The organism is Agrobacterium pusense, from assembly GCF_900102105.1.
Lineage (GTDB): Bacteria > Pseudomonadota > Alphaproteobacteria > Rhizobiales > Rhizobiaceae > Agrobacterium > Agrobacterium pusense.
Map to the genome: position 1 here is coordinate 203,019 of NZ_FNBB01000003.1, position 14,082 is coordinate 217,100.

16 protein-coding genes are annotated in these 14,082 nt (G+C 59.5%); 8 read left to right on the forward strand and 8 right to left on the reverse strand.

What is annotated here, in order from left to right:
* Nucleotides 1–31 precede the first annotated feature (31 nt).
* The 5 genes from BLU28_RS09925 to BLU28_RS09945 form a co-directional block, all read right to left on the reverse strand.
* Nucleotides 32–652, reverse strand: coding sequence for a tetratricopeptide repeat protein (locus BLU28_RS09925; RefSeq protein WP_034497310.1), 621 nt, complete (start codon nucleotides 650–652; stop codon nucleotides 32–34).
* Nucleotides 653–752: 100 nt separating this feature from the next.
* Nucleotides 753–878, reverse strand: a complete 126-nt coding sequence (ykgO, locus tag BLU28_RS09930; RefSeq protein WP_003497670.1) for a type B 50S ribosomal protein L36 — start codon at nucleotides 876–878, stop codon at nucleotides 753–755.
* 146 nt (nucleotides 879–1,024) lie between these two features.
* Nucleotides 1,025–2,101, reverse strand: a complete 1,077-nt coding sequence (locus tag BLU28_RS09935; RefSeq protein ID WP_022563057.1) for a 5-(carboxyamino)imidazole ribonucleotide synthase — start codon at nucleotides 2,099–2,101, stop codon at nucleotides 1,025–1,027.
* An 11-nt stretch (nucleotides 2,102–2,112) separates the two neighbouring features.
* Nucleotides 2,113–2,580, reverse strand: a complete 468-nt coding sequence (gene purE, locus BLU28_RS09940) for a 5-(carboxyamino)imidazole ribonucleotide mutase (RefSeq protein ID WP_034497641.1) — start codon at nucleotides 2,578–2,580, stop codon at nucleotides 2,113–2,115.
* Between the two features lie 48 nt (nucleotides 2,581–2,628).
* Nucleotides 2,629–2,832 carry a YdcH family protein gene (locus tag BLU28_RS09945; protein ID WP_003497661.1) on the reverse strand — a complete coding sequence of 68 codons (204 nt, stop codon included), beginning with the start codon at nucleotides 2,830–2,832 and terminating at the stop codon, nucleotides 2,629–2,631.
* Nucleotides 2,833–3,066: 234 nt separating this feature from the next.
* Between BLU28_RS09945 and BLU28_RS09950 the strand changes: the two genes are divergently transcribed.
* Nucleotides 3,067–3,243: a YdcH family protein gene (locus BLU28_RS09950; RefSeq protein ID WP_003506164.1), complete on the forward strand. Its 177-nt coding sequence runs from the start codon at nucleotides 3,067–3,069 to the stop codon at nucleotides 3,241–3,243.
* 102 nt (nucleotides 3,244–3,345) lie between these two features.
* Here BLU28_RS09950 and BLU28_RS09955 read toward each other — a convergent pair whose 3' ends face one another.
* A complete protein-coding gene (locus BLU28_RS09955) occupies nucleotides 3,346–4,110 on the reverse strand; it encodes a sulfite exporter TauE/SafE family protein (protein WP_004445798.1) in 765 nt (254 codons plus the stop codon).
* A 104-nt stretch (nucleotides 4,111–4,214) separates the two neighbouring features.
* Here BLU28_RS09955 and BLU28_RS09960 point away from each other — a divergent pair, with 104 nt between their 5' ends.
* The 6 genes from BLU28_RS09960 (at nucleotide 4,215) to BLU28_RS09985 (ending at nucleotide 10,931) form a co-directional block, all read left to right on the forward strand.
* Complete coding sequence (locus tag BLU28_RS09960) at nucleotides 4,215–4,868, forward strand: thiamine phosphate synthase (protein WP_034497636.1); 654 nt, start codon at nucleotides 4,215–4,217, stop codon at nucleotides 4,866–4,868.
* Between the two features lie 8 nt (nucleotides 4,869–4,876).
* The gene (locus BLU28_RS09965; RefSeq protein ID WP_022563054.1) at nucleotides 4,877–5,977 is read left to right on the forward strand and encodes a tetratricopeptide repeat protein; all 1,101 of its coding nucleotides are present in this window, start codon (nucleotides 4,877–4,879) and stop codon (nucleotides 5,975–5,977) included.
* 164 nt (nucleotides 5,978–6,141) lie between these two features.
* On the forward strand, nucleotides 6,142–6,942 hold the full coding sequence (locus BLU28_RS09970) for an inositol monophosphatase family protein (RefSeq protein ID WP_004445792.1): 801 nt from the start codon (nucleotides 6,142–6,144) through the stop codon (nucleotides 6,940–6,942).
* Nucleotides 6,943–7,144: 202 nt separating this feature from the next.
* Nucleotides 7,145–8,161 (forward strand): hypothetical protein, encoded by a 1,017-nt coding sequence (locus BLU28_RS09975; protein ID WP_004445790.1) that lies wholly within the window; start codon nucleotides 7,145–7,147, stop codon nucleotides 8,159–8,161.
* A gap of 2 nt (nucleotides 8,162–8,163) precedes the next feature.
* On the forward strand, nucleotides 8,164–9,195 hold the full coding sequence (locus tag BLU28_RS09980; protein WP_004445789.1) for a peptidoglycan -binding protein: 1,032 nt from the start codon (nucleotides 8,164–8,166) through the stop codon (nucleotides 9,193–9,195).
* Nucleotides 9,196–9,284: 89 nt separating this feature from the next.
* Complete coding sequence (locus BLU28_RS09985; protein ID WP_077985789.1) at nucleotides 9,285–10,931, forward strand: FAD-binding dehydrogenase; 1,647 nt, start codon at nucleotides 9,285–9,287, stop codon at nucleotides 10,929–10,931.
* A gap of 1 nt (nucleotide 10,932) precedes the next feature.
* Here BLU28_RS09985 and BLU28_RS09990 read toward each other — a convergent pair whose 3' ends face one another.
* The gene (locus tag BLU28_RS09990; protein ID WP_077985924.1) at nucleotides 10,933–12,732 is read right to left on the reverse strand and encodes an ABC transporter transmembrane domain-containing protein; all 1,800 of its coding nucleotides are present in this window, start codon (nucleotides 12,730–12,732) and stop codon (nucleotides 10,933–10,935) included.
* A 260-nt stretch (nucleotides 12,733–12,992) separates the two neighbouring features.
* On the opposite strand from BLU28_RS09990, the gene rpmE reads away from it, so the two are divergent.
* Entirely contained in the window at nucleotides 12,993–13,214 is a 222-nt protein-coding gene (rpmE, locus tag BLU28_RS09995; RefSeq protein ID WP_003497640.1) for a 50S ribosomal protein L31, read from the forward strand.
* A gap of 152 nt (nucleotides 13,215–13,366) precedes the next feature.
* Here the strand turns inward: rpmE and rcdA are convergent, their stop codons facing one another.
* Nucleotides 13,367–13,882: a protease adaptor protein RcdA gene (gene rcdA, locus BLU28_RS10000; protein ID WP_003506184.1), complete on the reverse strand. Its 516-nt coding sequence runs from the start codon at nucleotides 13,880–13,882 to the stop codon at nucleotides 13,367–13,369.
* Nucleotides 13,883–14,082 lie beyond the last annotated feature (200 nt).

The window sequence follows — 14,082 nt, forward strand, 5'->3', positions numbered from 1 at the left end:
TGCGGCGATTTTTGTTTGACTGCCCTCGATATCAGCCGCGCGTGCCAGCCAGCTTTTCTGAAAGGTCGATGGCTTCCTTGCGGGCGTCCTTGTCTGCAGGATAAAGCGCCAGATAACGCTCCCAGGCTTTCAGCGCCAGCTCGTCGCGGCCGGAGGCTTCGAGGATGTTGGCCAGGCTTGCAAGCGCAGGGAAATAGCGCGGCTCTTTTTCCAGCGTCAGGTTGATGTCCGCCATTGCCTTGCGGGTGTCGCCATCGGCGAAATGGACCATGGCGCGGCGATAGGGCGCCTGCACATAGTCGGGATCGAGCAAAACAACCTGGTCGAGAAAATCGTAAGCGGCGGCGTTGCGCTTTTCGTCGGCAGCTTCGCCTGCCCATTGCATCAGGAGATTGATCGTTGCGCTGCCGGAATCATTCCATTCGGAGGCGATCTGGTTGGCGATGCTGCGCGCCTTGACCGCATTCCGTTCCTTTTTCAGCGAAGCGAAAAGCGTGTCGATTGTCTTGGCGGGTGATGGCGCCGATTCGACAGCAACAGCTGGCTTTCCGTCTGCCGCTTGGGCAACAGCAGCCGTTCCCGCAAACGCGAGGCTTGAGACCATGAAGCCCTGAGCAATAATGAGAGCGGTGCAAAAACGATTTGGGCGCATGGGTTAAAGCTTAACCCGACTGCGCCCAATATCAAATGCAAACTTCTGGTCTGTCAACAAAGTGATCCGCGATCTGATCGCGAACCGCAGTCGCAGTCAATCAGCCCTGACGAGCCTTGAAGCGCGGGTTCTGCTTGTTGATGATGTAGACGCGGCCCTTGCGGCGAACCAGGCGGTTATCGCGATGACGGGCCTTAAGCGCTTTAAGCGAATTCTTGATCTTCATTTTACTGGTCCGCAGTTTTGCACGGTTTATGCCGTGCTATTCAAACAATCAAAAGCGCGCAACGGGGCGCGCTCTTTTCGGTTGGCAGGCAGATACCTGTTTGAGCCCTGCCTGTCAACACTTGCCCGCGTCTTTGCCTTAAAAGACTAGGCTTTTCCTGTGTGCAGAAGCTGCGTCACGTGGCCCATCTTGCGGCCCGGCCGTGCTTCCGTCTTGCCGTAGAGGTGGACGAGACAATCTTTCTTCGACAGCCATGCCGGTACATCGTTGATGTCGTCGCCGATCAGATTGGTCATGATGCAGTCGGAATGGCGATCCGTGTTGCCGGGGTTAAGGCCCGATACGGCGCGGATATGCTGTTCGAATTGCGAGATCACACAGGCCGCCTCCGTCCAATGGCCAGTATTGTGCACGCGGGGCGCCATTTCATTGGCGACCAGCGATCCATCCGGCAGGACGAAAAACTCAATGCCGATAACGCCGACGTACTCCAGGGCGGCCAGGAGCTTTTCCGCCGATTGCACGGCAATACCCCTTGCGGCATCCGAAAGTGCGGCCGGCACGGTAGATGTGTGCAGGATGCCGTTCAGATGAACGTTCTCGGCCGGATCGTAACAGGTTACGGTCCCGTCCCGGAAACGGGCGGCGATGATCGAAATTTCGCGTTCGAAGGCGATGAAGCTTTCAAGAATCAGGGGCACGCCGCCAAGCGCTGCAAACGCGCCCGCGAGGTCTTCGCCACCCCGGAAGAGGCGCTGGCCCTTGCCGTCATAACCCATGCGACGGGTTTTCAGCACACCTTTGCCGCCAAAGGCGGCCAGCGCGGCTTCCAGCTCTTCCTGGCTATCCACGGCGTGGAAATCGGCGGTTGGAATGCCGCAATCGTTGAGGAAGCGTTTTTCCGTCAAGCGATCCTGTGAGGCGCTGAGCGCCTGTGCCGGCGGATAAACGGGAACCGAGGCGCTGAGTTTTTCTGCCGCGGCGACGGGCACGTTCTCGAATTCGTAGGTCACGACATCACAGCGGCTTGCGAGTTGCGCAAGTGCTTTTTCGTCATCATATGCTGCCACGATCTGGTCGTTGCAGGCCTGTGCCGCGGGACAATCCGCCTGCGGCTCCAGCACGATGGTACGGTGGTTGAGACGCGCCGCGGCCATCGCCAGCATGCGGCCGAGTTGCCCGCCACCGATGATGCCGATGGTGAGGTTGGTTGTTTTTGCCATGTCGTTTGTCGTCACTGGGCGCTGTCCATGGGGTATTCCGCGACAGCCGCCGACTGGCGCGCACGCCAGGCGTCCAAACGATCGGCAAGGTCTTCATCGCCAAGCGCCAGCACCGCGGCCGCGAGAAGGGCCGCATTGATCGCGCCGGCCTTGCCGATCGCGAGCGTGCCGACAGGGATGCCGGCGGGCATCTGCACGATGGAATAGAGGCTGTCCTGACCGGACATGGTCTTCGATTGGACCGGAACGCCGAAGACCGGAAGCGGCGTCATGGCAGCTGTCATGCCCGGCAGATGGGCAGCGCCGCCGGCGCCCGCAATAATGACCTTGAAGCCTTCGTCTTTCGCGCCGTTGGCGAAATCGTAAAGCCGGTCAGGGGTGCGATGGGCGGAAATGATGCGGGCTTCGTACTCGATGTCGAGCGCATCCAGCGTGTCGGCAGCGTTCTTCATGGTCTCCCAGTCGGACTGGCTGCCCATGATGATGGCGACGGGGGGCGTTTCTGCTGTCACGTAATGTCTCCGGGCTCAGGCGATGATATCGGGAATGACCTGATCTTCCAGCTGGGTCATCTTGTCCTTGACGGCCAGCTTCTTCTTTTTCATGCGTTGTATCCGCAGCGCGTCGCAGCTGGTCTGGATCATCGCATTGATCGCCGCGTCATAATCCTCATGCTCCTGGCGCAGCCGCGCCAGCGTGAGCCTGATGTCCGCCTGGTCCTGATCGGGCATCTTGTCATCCCCATTTTATGCCAGCCGGATAGCCTCCGGCGCGTATGTGATCGTTCACGAGCCTCTATCATCAAATCGCGGTAACGGGAAGTTATCCCTTGCGACCAAATTGCCCACTTATTGCCTTCATTTCGCCTTCGACAAGCCGACCGATCCGTGTCACATTGTCGTCGCAAACCTGAAACTCCAGCGATGGAGAGCTGGAGGTAGGTTCAAAAAGGAAGGACGTGCCGCATGACCATTCAGGCTCATATTGCATCGCTCGAAAAGAAACACGGTGCTCTGGAGGAGGAGCTCGAAAGTATTCTTGCTTCCCCGTCGTCTGACGATAGAGAGATCGCGGACCTTAAACGTCGTAAACTGCGCCTGAAGGATGAACTCCAGAGGCTCAAAGCCTCCACAAGACATTGATTTATGGCAGATCGCTGGCCCTCGATGAATGAGGGGTCGGCGGTCTGACCCTTTCGAGCTCTGGCGGCGAAAACCTGCTGCCAGAGCTTTTTTATTGCCGTATTAGAACGGCAGTCCGTCCCACAGCAGTTTCAGTGCCGCAATCAACGCCATGGCATACATCAGCGGGTAAAACACGGATGGTTTAAGGTATTTCACCACTCTTGCACCGGCCAGCGTCGCCAGCATCGCGACGGGCAGCAGACTTGCCGATGTCTTGAGGTTGGTGGCGTCGAGCGCGCCAAGTGCGAAATAGGGTATGAGCTTGATCGCATTCATGATGGCGAAGAAGCGCACGCTCATGCCGGTATAGGTCTTCGGGTCGAGTTTCAGCGGCAGAACGTAGATCTGGAAGGGCGGTCCACCCGCATGGGCCACGAAACTCGCATAACCGGACAGGCTGGACCAGAGCGTGGCGGCGGCCGGCCTTTGCGGTTTTGCCGGAATTTCCTGACCGTTGCGGCTTTTGAAACTCTCATAAAAGTAACGCAACACGAACAGGATCGTGACCGAGGCGACGACGAGACGCATGGCATCTGCGGAGATCATGCTCGAAGTTGCCCAGCCGAGCGCAATGCCGGCGATTGCCCCCGGCAGCATGACAAGGAGCGTCTGGCGATGGTTGTAGTGCCGCCAGGCGAAAAGCGCGACAATATCCATGACGATCAGGATCGGCAGGAATATCGCCGCCGCCTGCACGGGCGATACGGCAAGCGCCATCAGTGGCACGCCCATCAGCGCCAGCGCGCCGCCCAGTCCCCCTTTGGAAAGGCCGACGAGAACAACTGCGGGAATGGCGACGAGATAAAAATGAAAATCGGTCAGCATGGATGTATGGTTGATCCTTTCGCCGGTCCGGTTTATCGGATTTGTCATATGAAAACGAGTGCAGATCGCGTCGGAAGCGTCGTCTGCCTGAAATGGACGAAACGATGAGCATTGTTGAAGACCGTTGCCGCCTTGTCCTGATCGTCCCGCAATCGGACGATGCGCAAAAGCAGGCGGCAGATGTGGAAGCCGCGCTGCGGGGAGGCGATGTCGCTTCGGTCATCATTCCGCAATACGGTCTGGATGACGCCGCTTTCCAGAAACGCGCCGAACTGATCGTACCCCTCGTGCAGGCGTCGGGTGCCGCAGCGCTCATTGCCGGTGACAGCCGTGTCGCCGGCCGGGTGAAGGCGGACGGGCTGCATGTGGTCGGTAACGCCGAGGCGCTTTCGGAGGCTGTGGAAAAATTCACCCCGAAACTGATCGTCGGCGGCGGAAATGCCGATGACCGCCACAAGGCGCTGGAGCAGGGCGAGGCCAATCCGGATTACGTGTTTTTCGGGAAGCTCGAAGGCGACATCAAGCCCGAGGCGCATCCCAAGAACCTGGCGCTTGGTGAGTGGTGGGCGTCGATGATCGAAATCCCCGCCATCGTCATGGGCGGCACGGACCTCTCGTCCGTGGTTGCCGTGGCGGAGACGGGCGTGGAGTTCGTGGCTATGCGCAGCGGCGTTTTCGATAATGTCGGTGGCGCCGCCCAGGCCGTTTCTGAAATCAACGCTTTGCTTGACGAAAAAGCGCCACGGTTTGACGGTTGATACAGGCGATGATCATGCGCTCGCTTCATTTCTGCCTCTCTGTTTCGCTGCTGGCGTTTGCTTTCGCCGCGCCGGCGGGTGTCGCTCTTGCTCAATCCGGGCCGCAGAGTGAAAACAATGCGCTTTCCCGACAGCTGGAAAATGAGGCTCAGCCGACCCGTCAGGGCAGGGTGCAATCTGAAGAGCAGAAGGACTTGCAGCCCTCAGCCGGCGTGAACGTCTATCAGCGCATGGGTGCGGATCTGCCGGCACTGCCGCCTGAGAAGGAATTCAAGGGCCGGGTGGATGAGGCCTATGGCCATTTCCAGCGCGGCGAATATGTGCAGGCGCTTGATAAGGCACTGAACCGCGCGCAGAACGGTGACGCACCCGCCCAGACGCTGGTGGCGGAAATGATGTCGCGCGGACTTGGCATTGCACGTGACGAGAAAACAGCCGCGTTCTGGTATCAGCAGGCCGCACAGGGCGGCGATCCCGTCGCCATGTTCAAATTTGCCCTTATCCTGATGGAAGGAAAATTCGTTACGCGCGACAAGGCGAAGGCCGATGATTTCATGCGTCGTGCAGCGGAAGCCGGCAACGCCTCTGCCCAGTTCAACTGGGGCCAGATATTGGTTTCGGAAAATCCGGGCGCCAAGGGTCTGCTGATGGCTTTGCCCTTCTATGAAAAATCCGCCGAACAGGGCATTGCCGATGCGCAATATGCGGTATCGCAAATTTACTGGTCCGTGAAGGATGTGCCGGCCGAGAAAAAGGCAAAGGCGCGCGACTGGTTGATGCGCGCCGCAAAGGCCGGCTATGACACTGCACAGGTCGATCTCGGTATCTGGCTGGTCAACGGATTTGGTGGCGAGCGTAATCTCGACGAAGGCTTCCGCTGGCTCTATGGCGCAGCACAGCGCGGTAATGTCGTGGCGCAGAACAAGGTTGCGCATCTCTATATTCAGGCACTCGGTACCCGGCCTGATCCGGTTGAGGCAGCCAAATGGTACGTGCTTTCCCGCCGCGCCGGATTGAAGGATCCGTCTCTCGAGGACTTCTATCTCGGCATCAATGACGAGCAGCAGAAGAAGGCGATCGAGGCCGCAAATCGTTTCCGTCCGACCTGATGGAAGGGTTGCGTTCCCTGGCCGCGGTTGACCCATGGGCTTTTTACCTTGAATTTCCGCGCGTTTTGTGGTCTTGAACCGCAAACTTTCAATTCAAGAAAATAATGACGTGCCTGCCCGGTGAGCTTCCGGGCGGTTCGCAAGCTTTCCAGGAAAAAACATCGATGGCCCGTTCAGCCCTTCTCAATGTCATGGTTCAGGCCGCCATCAAGGCGGGTAAGTCTTTGTCGCGTGACTTCGGTGAAGTGCAGAACCTGCAGGTCTCGGTCAAGGGACCGAGCGACTTCGTTTCGCAGGCGGATCTGAAGGCCGAGAAGATCGTGCGCGAGGAGCTGATGAAGGCGCGCCCGACCTATGATTTCCTGGGTGAAGAAGGCGGCGAGGAAAAGGGAACCGATGGTGCACATCGCTGGATCGTCGATCCGCTCGATGGCACAACCAACTTCCTGCACGGCATTCCGCATTTTGCGGTTTCCATCGCACTGGAGCGTAACGGCGAAGTTGTCGCCGGCGTAATCTTCAATCCGGCCACCGATGAACTCTACACCGCCGAGCGCGGCGGCGGCGCATTCCTCAACGATCGCCGCATCCGCGTTGCCGCGCGCAAGGCGCTGACGGATTGCGTCATCGGCTGCGGCGTGCCGCATCTCGGCCGCGGCAACCACGGCAAGTTCCTGGTCGAGCTTCGTCACGTTATGGGGGAGGCTGCAGGCATCCGTCGCATGGGTGCGGCGTCGCTCGATCTCGCCTACGTTGCCGCTGGCCGTCTCGACGGTTACTGGGAAGCCGATCTTTCGCCGTGGGACATGGCGGCCGGCCTCGTGCTGATTCGGGAAGCCGGTGGTTTCGCCTCCGACATCAAGGGCGGCACGGATATCTTCGGCAGCAGTTCCGTTGCTGCAGGCAACGAATATATCCACAAGGCGCTCGTTGAGGTGGCCAACCGCCCTATTCCGGGCCGCTGATTGGTTTTCAGCAGAAAACCTGCCGTTTTCTGCAAGTTTTCGATGCCCGGCGAATGTTCGCCGGGCGTTTTTGTTTTCCCTCGCTCGGCTCCATGCCTTCTTTCGTGAAAAGCCTGTGACGAAAGACCGGCTTTTCGCTTCAAATCGTCGCAATTTTCAAATAGCTTCCGCTGGATAGCTGACCAAAGGGAATGCGAACGTTATGGCGGATTCGGAGCTGCTCGATCTTGGCGTCGAGAAACCGGTGACCACACGGGAATACAGCCACAAGCTGTCCAGCCCCACACCGTTTCTCTGGACGATGGTTCTGTTTCTGATCCTCGTCGGTTTTCTGGCAGCGATTCTCTATCGGCAGGCGCACACCGCCTTCATGACCAATCCGGGGCTCAACGGCTTCATTCTCGGTGTGCTCGCCATCGGCATCATTCTGGTGTTTACGCAGACGATGAGCCTGCGTTCGGAAGTCCGCTGGTTCAACGCCTTTCGTGCCGCCGGCAGCGTCGAAAAGGTCGGTCGCGCGCCCAAACTGCTTGCGCCGATGAGCACGCTGATCGGCAAGCGCGGTGAAGTCCGCCTTTCTGCCGTTACGCAACGCACGATCCTCGATTCCATCGCAACGCGCCTCGACGAGACGCGTGATACTTCGCGTTATCTCGTCGGCTTGCTGGTATTTCTCGGCCTGCTCGGCACCTTCTGGGGCCTTATCGGCACCATTGGCGCCATCAGCAACGTCATCCAGTCTCTCGACCCAAGCGCCGGTGACAGCAATGATATTCTCGGTTCGCTCAAGGCCGGTCTCACCGCGCCGCTGGCGGGTATGGGAACGGCCTTTTCCTCGTCACTGCTCGGTCTTTCCGGTTCGCTTATTCTCGGTTTTCTCGATCTTCAGGCCGGCCGCGCCCAGAACCGTTTCTACACCCAACTCGAAAACTGGCTTTCCTCGGTGACGGATACGACGGACGCCCCAAGGGAGTCACGGGGCGACGCAGGGGCCGTGGTGAGCACCGAGCGTTCGCTCGCGGCCATGACCAGTCTTGCCGAAGGCATTCAGGGTCTGGTCAAGAACATGCGCAGCGAACAGCAGATGTTGCGCGACTGGATCGAGGCGCAACAGGAGGAATCCAAATCGCTCCGCCGCACGCTCGACCGGCTTTCGGCGCGGATTGACAGCGATACGAAGTCTTCCGGACGCACCCGGCACGATAACGGGAGCGAATAGCCATGGCGCTTGCGCGCAACCGCCGCCGCGACAGGGGTGTGGATTATTGGCCGGGCTTCGTCGATGCGCTGTCGACGCTGCTGATGGCCATCATGTTTTTGCTGACGGTCTTCGTGCTCGCGCAATTCGTGCTATCGCGTGAGATTACCGGCAAGGACGAGGTGCTGACGCGTCTCAATAGCCAGATTGCCGAATTGACCGAACTTCTGGCCATGGAAAAGGGCAACAAGCAGGATGTGGAGGACGCCTTGGCGAGCTTGCAATCCACTCTTGCCGCGTCTGAGAATGAACGGTCGCGGCTGCAGGCACTGCTCGACGCCGGCTCGGGCAACAATGCCAGCGCCAACGCCCGTATCGGCAGTCTCACCGGCGAACTGGACGAGCAACGGCAGGCCAATTCCCGCGCCTCCGCGCAGATCGAGTTGCTCAACCAGCAGATTGCGGCGCTGAGGGCGCAGATTGCCTCGGTCGAAGCCGCGCTGCAGGCTTCGGAAGCCAAGGATGCCTCTTCTCAGGTCAAGATCGCCGATCTCGGCCGCCGCCTCAATGTCGCGCTGGCGCAGCGGGTGCAGGAACTGAACCGCTATCGGTCCGACTTCTTCGGGCGGTTGCGCGAAATTCTGTCCGATCGTGAAAACATCCGCATCGTCGGCGACCGATTTGTCTTCCAATCCGAAGTGCTCTTCCCTTCCGGCGGCAATGAACTCAATCCGGAAGGGCAAGCGGAAATGGCGAAGCTCGCAACCGCGCTGCTTGATCTCGCAAAGGAAATCCCGGCGGAGATCAACTGGGTCCTGCGCGTCGATGGCCATACGGATAATGTCCAGCTCTCTGGCTCCGGCCGCTACCGCGACAATTGGGAACTCTCCTCGGCCCGTGCCACTTCGGTTGTGAAGTTCCTGATCTCCAAGGGCGTGCCGGCAAACCGTCTGGTCGCCGCCGGCTTTGGAGAATATCAGCCGATTGCAGAAGGTGACTCACCGGAGGCACGGCAGCAGAACCGCCGTATCGAACTCAAGCTGACCGAGCGCTGAAATCGCGGACCGCATCTGGGCGGTTGCCTTCCGACGAAAGTAAACTTACGTTCGCGTAAAAGTAATTCCGTCATATCTGGGAGGGGCTGATGGAACGCTATGATGTGATCGTTGTCGGGGCGGGGCTTGCCGGGCTGGTTGCGGCAACGGAGGCTGCCGAGCGAGGTCTCAGCGTCTGCGTGGTTGATCAGGAGGGTGAGCGGAACCTGGGCGGACAAGCCTTCTGGTCGCTTGGCGGCCTGTTTTTCATCGATAGCCCAGAACAACGTCGGATGCGCGTGCGAGACAGTCTCGACCTTGCGAGGCAGGACTGGTTCGGTTCGGCCGGTTTTGATCGCCCGGAAGATCACTGGCCGTGTCGCTGGGCAGAGGCCTATCTCGATTTTGCTGCCGGTGAGAAGCGGGAATGGCTGCACCGAATGGGTATGCGCTGGTTTCCCGTTGTCGGCTGGGCCGAGCGTGGCGGCGGTTTGGCCGATGGCCATGGCAATTCTGTTCCACGCTTCCATGTCACCTGGGGCACAGGCCCCGGGGTGCTTGCTCCCTTCGTTAAAAAGGCAAAGCTGATCGCGGCGGATGGGCGGCTATCCTTCCGCTTCCGCCACCGGGTTGATCGGCTGGATATCGCCGATGGCCGGGTGACCGGCGTTTCCGGCGCGGTTCTTGCAAGCGATCCGGTGCAACGCGGAGAGGAGAGCAGCCGGGAAGAGCAGGGCGAATTCAGTCTTTCCGCTGCTGCGGTCATTGTCAGTTCCGGCGGCATCGGCGGTAATCAGGAGCTGGTGCGGCGCAACTGGCCCGTGGAACGACTGGGCCAGCCGCCGCAAAACATGGTTTGCGGTGTGCCGGCGCATGTGGACGGCCGCATGATCGCCATCACTGAGGCGGCGGGTGGCGGGGTCATCAACCGTGACCGCATGTGGCATTACACCGAGGGTGTCAAAAACCACGACCCGATCTGGCCAGGTCACGGCATCCGCATTCTGCCCGGTCCTTCGTCCTTCTGGTGCGATGCGAATGGTGACCGGCTTCATGCGCCGGCCATGCCTGGCTTTGATACGCTTGGCACACTGAAGATGCTGGGTGAACGTGGCAGCGGTTACAGCTGGTTCATTCTGACCAAAGCGATCATCAAGAAGGAGTTCGCGCTTTCAGGTTCGGAGCAGAATCCTGATTTGACGGGCAAGAATATGCGCCTGTTGCTGAAAAGGTTGGGAAAGGAGCCGCCTGGACCCGTGCGGGCTTTCATGGAACGGGGCGAGGATTTCGCCGTTCGTGATACGCTGGAAGAATTGGTGCCTGCGATGAACGCCATCGCCGGAAATGATCGCCTGGACACCAACCACATCCGCCGGCAGATCGAAGCGCGCGACCGTGAGATTGAAAACGGCTTTAGCAAGGATACGCAGGTAACGGCGATCCACGGTGCGCGCCGTTACCTCGGTGACCGGCTGATGCGAACGGCGAAACCGCATCGCCTGCTCGATCCTGCCATGGGGCCTTTGATTGCCGTGCGTTTGCATGTGCTGACGCGCAAGACCCTGGGTGGCCTGCACACCGACCTTGAGGCGAGGGTGCTGGACGCCGGCGGTGAGCCGGTGCCGGGGCTTTATGCCGCTGGCGAGGTGGCTGGTTTCGGCGGTGGCGGCATGCATGGATATAACGCGCTTGAAGGCACTTTCCTTGGAGGATGCCTGTTTTCCGGGCGCATTGCGGGGCGCAGTGTGCTGACGTAACTCAGGCCTGTGCGCGCAGTTCTTCGGGCCCAGTCTGGAATTGCAGATGGGCGAGCCGGGCATAGAGACCGTTCTGGCGAATGAGACTCTGATGCGTGCCTTCCTCGATGATGCGGCCTTCATCCATCACCAGAATGCGGTCGGCTTTGAGAACGGTGGCAAGGCGGTGGGCGATGACAATGGTGGTGCGGCTGCTCATGAGCTCATCGAGAGCCTTCTGTACCAGTGTCTCGCTTTCCGCGTCGAGCGCCGAGGTGGCCTCGTCCAAAAGCAGGATAGGTGCGTTGCGCAGGATGGCGCGGGCAATGGCGATGCGCTGGCGCTGCCCGCCGGAAAGCGTCACGCCGCGCTCTCCCACCTGGGTGTCATATCCGTCGGTAAGGCGTTCGATGAAGCTGTCGGCCTGCGCGGCGATGGCGGCGGCGCGCACTTCTTCCCGTGTCGCGTCAGGCCGCCCAAAGGCGATATTGTCATGGATGGAGGAGGCGAATATCGCTACATCCTGCGGGACGATGGACAGGCGCGCCCGCAGATCGGCGAGCTTGACGTCGCGGATATCAGCGCCGTCAATGGTGATACGGCCCTGCTGCGGATCGTAAAAGCGCATCAGCAGCGAAAAGACCGTGCTCTTGCCCGCACCGGAGGGTCCGACGATGGCGACGGTTTCGCCGGCGCTGACTTTGAAGGAGAGGCCGGAGACGATCGGCCGTCCTGCCGCGAGCGGGTAGACAAAATCGACATTCTCGAATGCGGCTTCGCCACGCGGTGGCTGGGGCAGAGTGACGGGCGCGACGGGATCGAGAACCGGCGAGCGCTCGTCCAGCAGTTCGGACAGCCGTTCCGCCGCGCCGCCGGCCTGCGCCAGTTCTCCCCAGACTTCCGAGAGCTGGCCAAGGCCGCTGGCCGCGATGACCGAATAAAGCACGAACTGACCGAGCGTTCCCGCGGTCATGCTACCGGACAGGACGCTTTGCGCCCCATACCAGAGAATGCCGACAACGCTGCCGAAGACGAGCGTAATGGCGACGGCGGTGAGGATGGAGCGTGCGCCGATGGCGGCGCGTGCGCCCTGATAGGCCGCTTCCACTGAAGCGCCATAACGGGCATTCGCCAGCGTCTCGGCATTGAAGGACTGTACGGTGCGGCTCGCTGCAATCGTCTCGGAAGCATAAGCGGCGGAAATGGCCAATGTGTCTTGTGTCGTACGGGAGCGGGCGCGAACCGAGCGCCCGAAGGCAATCAGGGGAAAAACGATAAAGGGAATGGCCAGCAGCGCGAGTCCGGAAAGACCGGGGCTGGTATAGATCATCATCGCCACGGCGCCGCAGCACATGATGATGTTGCGCAACGCCACCGACGCAGATGAGCCGAATGCGGAGCGGATCTGCACCGTGTCGGCCGTCAGTCGCGAGGTGAGCTCGCCTGAGCGGTTGGCATCGAAGAATTGCTGTGACAGCGTGGTGAGATGGGCGAACACATCGCGGCGAAGATCGGCGACGACCCTCTCGCCGATCGTCATGACGTAATAATAACGCATGGCGCTGGCGAGTGCGAGAACAACCGCAATGGCTAAAAGCATGGCGAAGTAGCTGTTGATCATACCGCCATCAGGCGTCTGAAAACCGTGATCGATGATGCGGCGAACGGCGAGCGGCAAGGCAAGAGTCGTGGCGGAAGACAGAACAAGTGCAAAAAGAGCCGCAGCCATCAAGCCACGATAACGCCTGAGATAAGGAAACAGGCCAAGGAGCGGTTTCAGGCTTCTCTGTTTCACCGCTTTATGCTGTTCGATGTCTGCCACGTCCTCTATGCTCCTCGTTCTTCGCCATTTTTCGGCCTTTTGCGGGCGAATTTCCGGTCTGCGGTAAAATTCCTGCCCGGCAGCCATCTCCTTTCACAAGGGGATAGCAGGCTCTTGTTATCTCGGCGACCTTCATGTATAGGCTCCGCATCGAATTGGGAAGCCATAGCCCATCTGGACTATGGCTTCATTTATTGAATTGGCTCAGTTGACGCAATTGCGGCAAATGGACCGCACGTCACTTAACCAGGAAGATTGTCATGAAGGCTGATATCCATCCCGATTATCACACGATCAAGGTGGTCATGACCGATGGCACCGAATACGAAACCCGCTCTACCTGGGGTTCGGAAGGCGCCGTCATGAACCTTGAAATCGACCCCAAGTCCCATCCGGCATGGACGGGCGGCAACCAGCAGCTTATGGACCGCGGTGGTCGCGTTTCCAAGTTCAACAAGCGTTTCGGTGGCCTCGGCCTCTGATTCCCTTGCGGACGGATTGTTAAAAAAGCCCGGTTTTACCGGGCTTTTTTGTTGCGCTGTTTTGGCGATGGCATCTACCCGGCATGACCGCTGAAACAAAAAAGCAGGCCGGTGAGCCTGCTTTCAAATTGTCCACTCAATGTGGTGTTTTCTCAGTTGATCGAGAAAGCCGTGCGCAGTAGGTTGAGCTGCGCCTGAACGCTGTTCTCATTGTCCGGCACCTTCGCGGCTTCGGAGGGGCGATAGATTTCGCGGTCGAGCAGGGCGATGCGGTTCTGGAGACGCAGCGAGCGCTCGATAAGATCGCGGAAGGACTCCGGCAGGTCGTTCCAGCCGGGCGCGTTGCGGTCGACGTTAAAGCTGTCGAGGCGAACCTTATTCTTCTCGCTCAAAACCTGATCGCGGGTCATTTCACCGTTGTTGACGGCGCGCTGGAGAAGCAGCCAGGAGGCCATCTGCATCAGGCGAGTCGTGAGGCGCATCGATTCCGCGGCATAAAGCACTGAGGCCATGCGCGGCAAAACTTTCGAGGCGGCCCGGCCGGCGCCGTCGAGATAGCTTGCAGTTTCCTCCACCAGGGTCATGCCTTCGGTATAGAGGGTCTTGAACTGGTTGGAAGCAGCCGCGCGCCCCGCAAAGCTTATGGTATTTAAAACCTGTTCCGACATTTCTTTAAATCCCTGCTCACGCACCACACTGTCAGGCAACGACGATCCGGATATTTTGTTCCGGCCTTTAGTGTTTTCAGGATGGTATCTTTACCTGAAATGCGCAAGGCAATTATTAAAGAAGGGTTAATACCCACAGTTTTACCGAAGCCGGCGGCGGCAAAAAAAGAGCCGCGAAAGCGGCTCTCAAGGTAAAACAG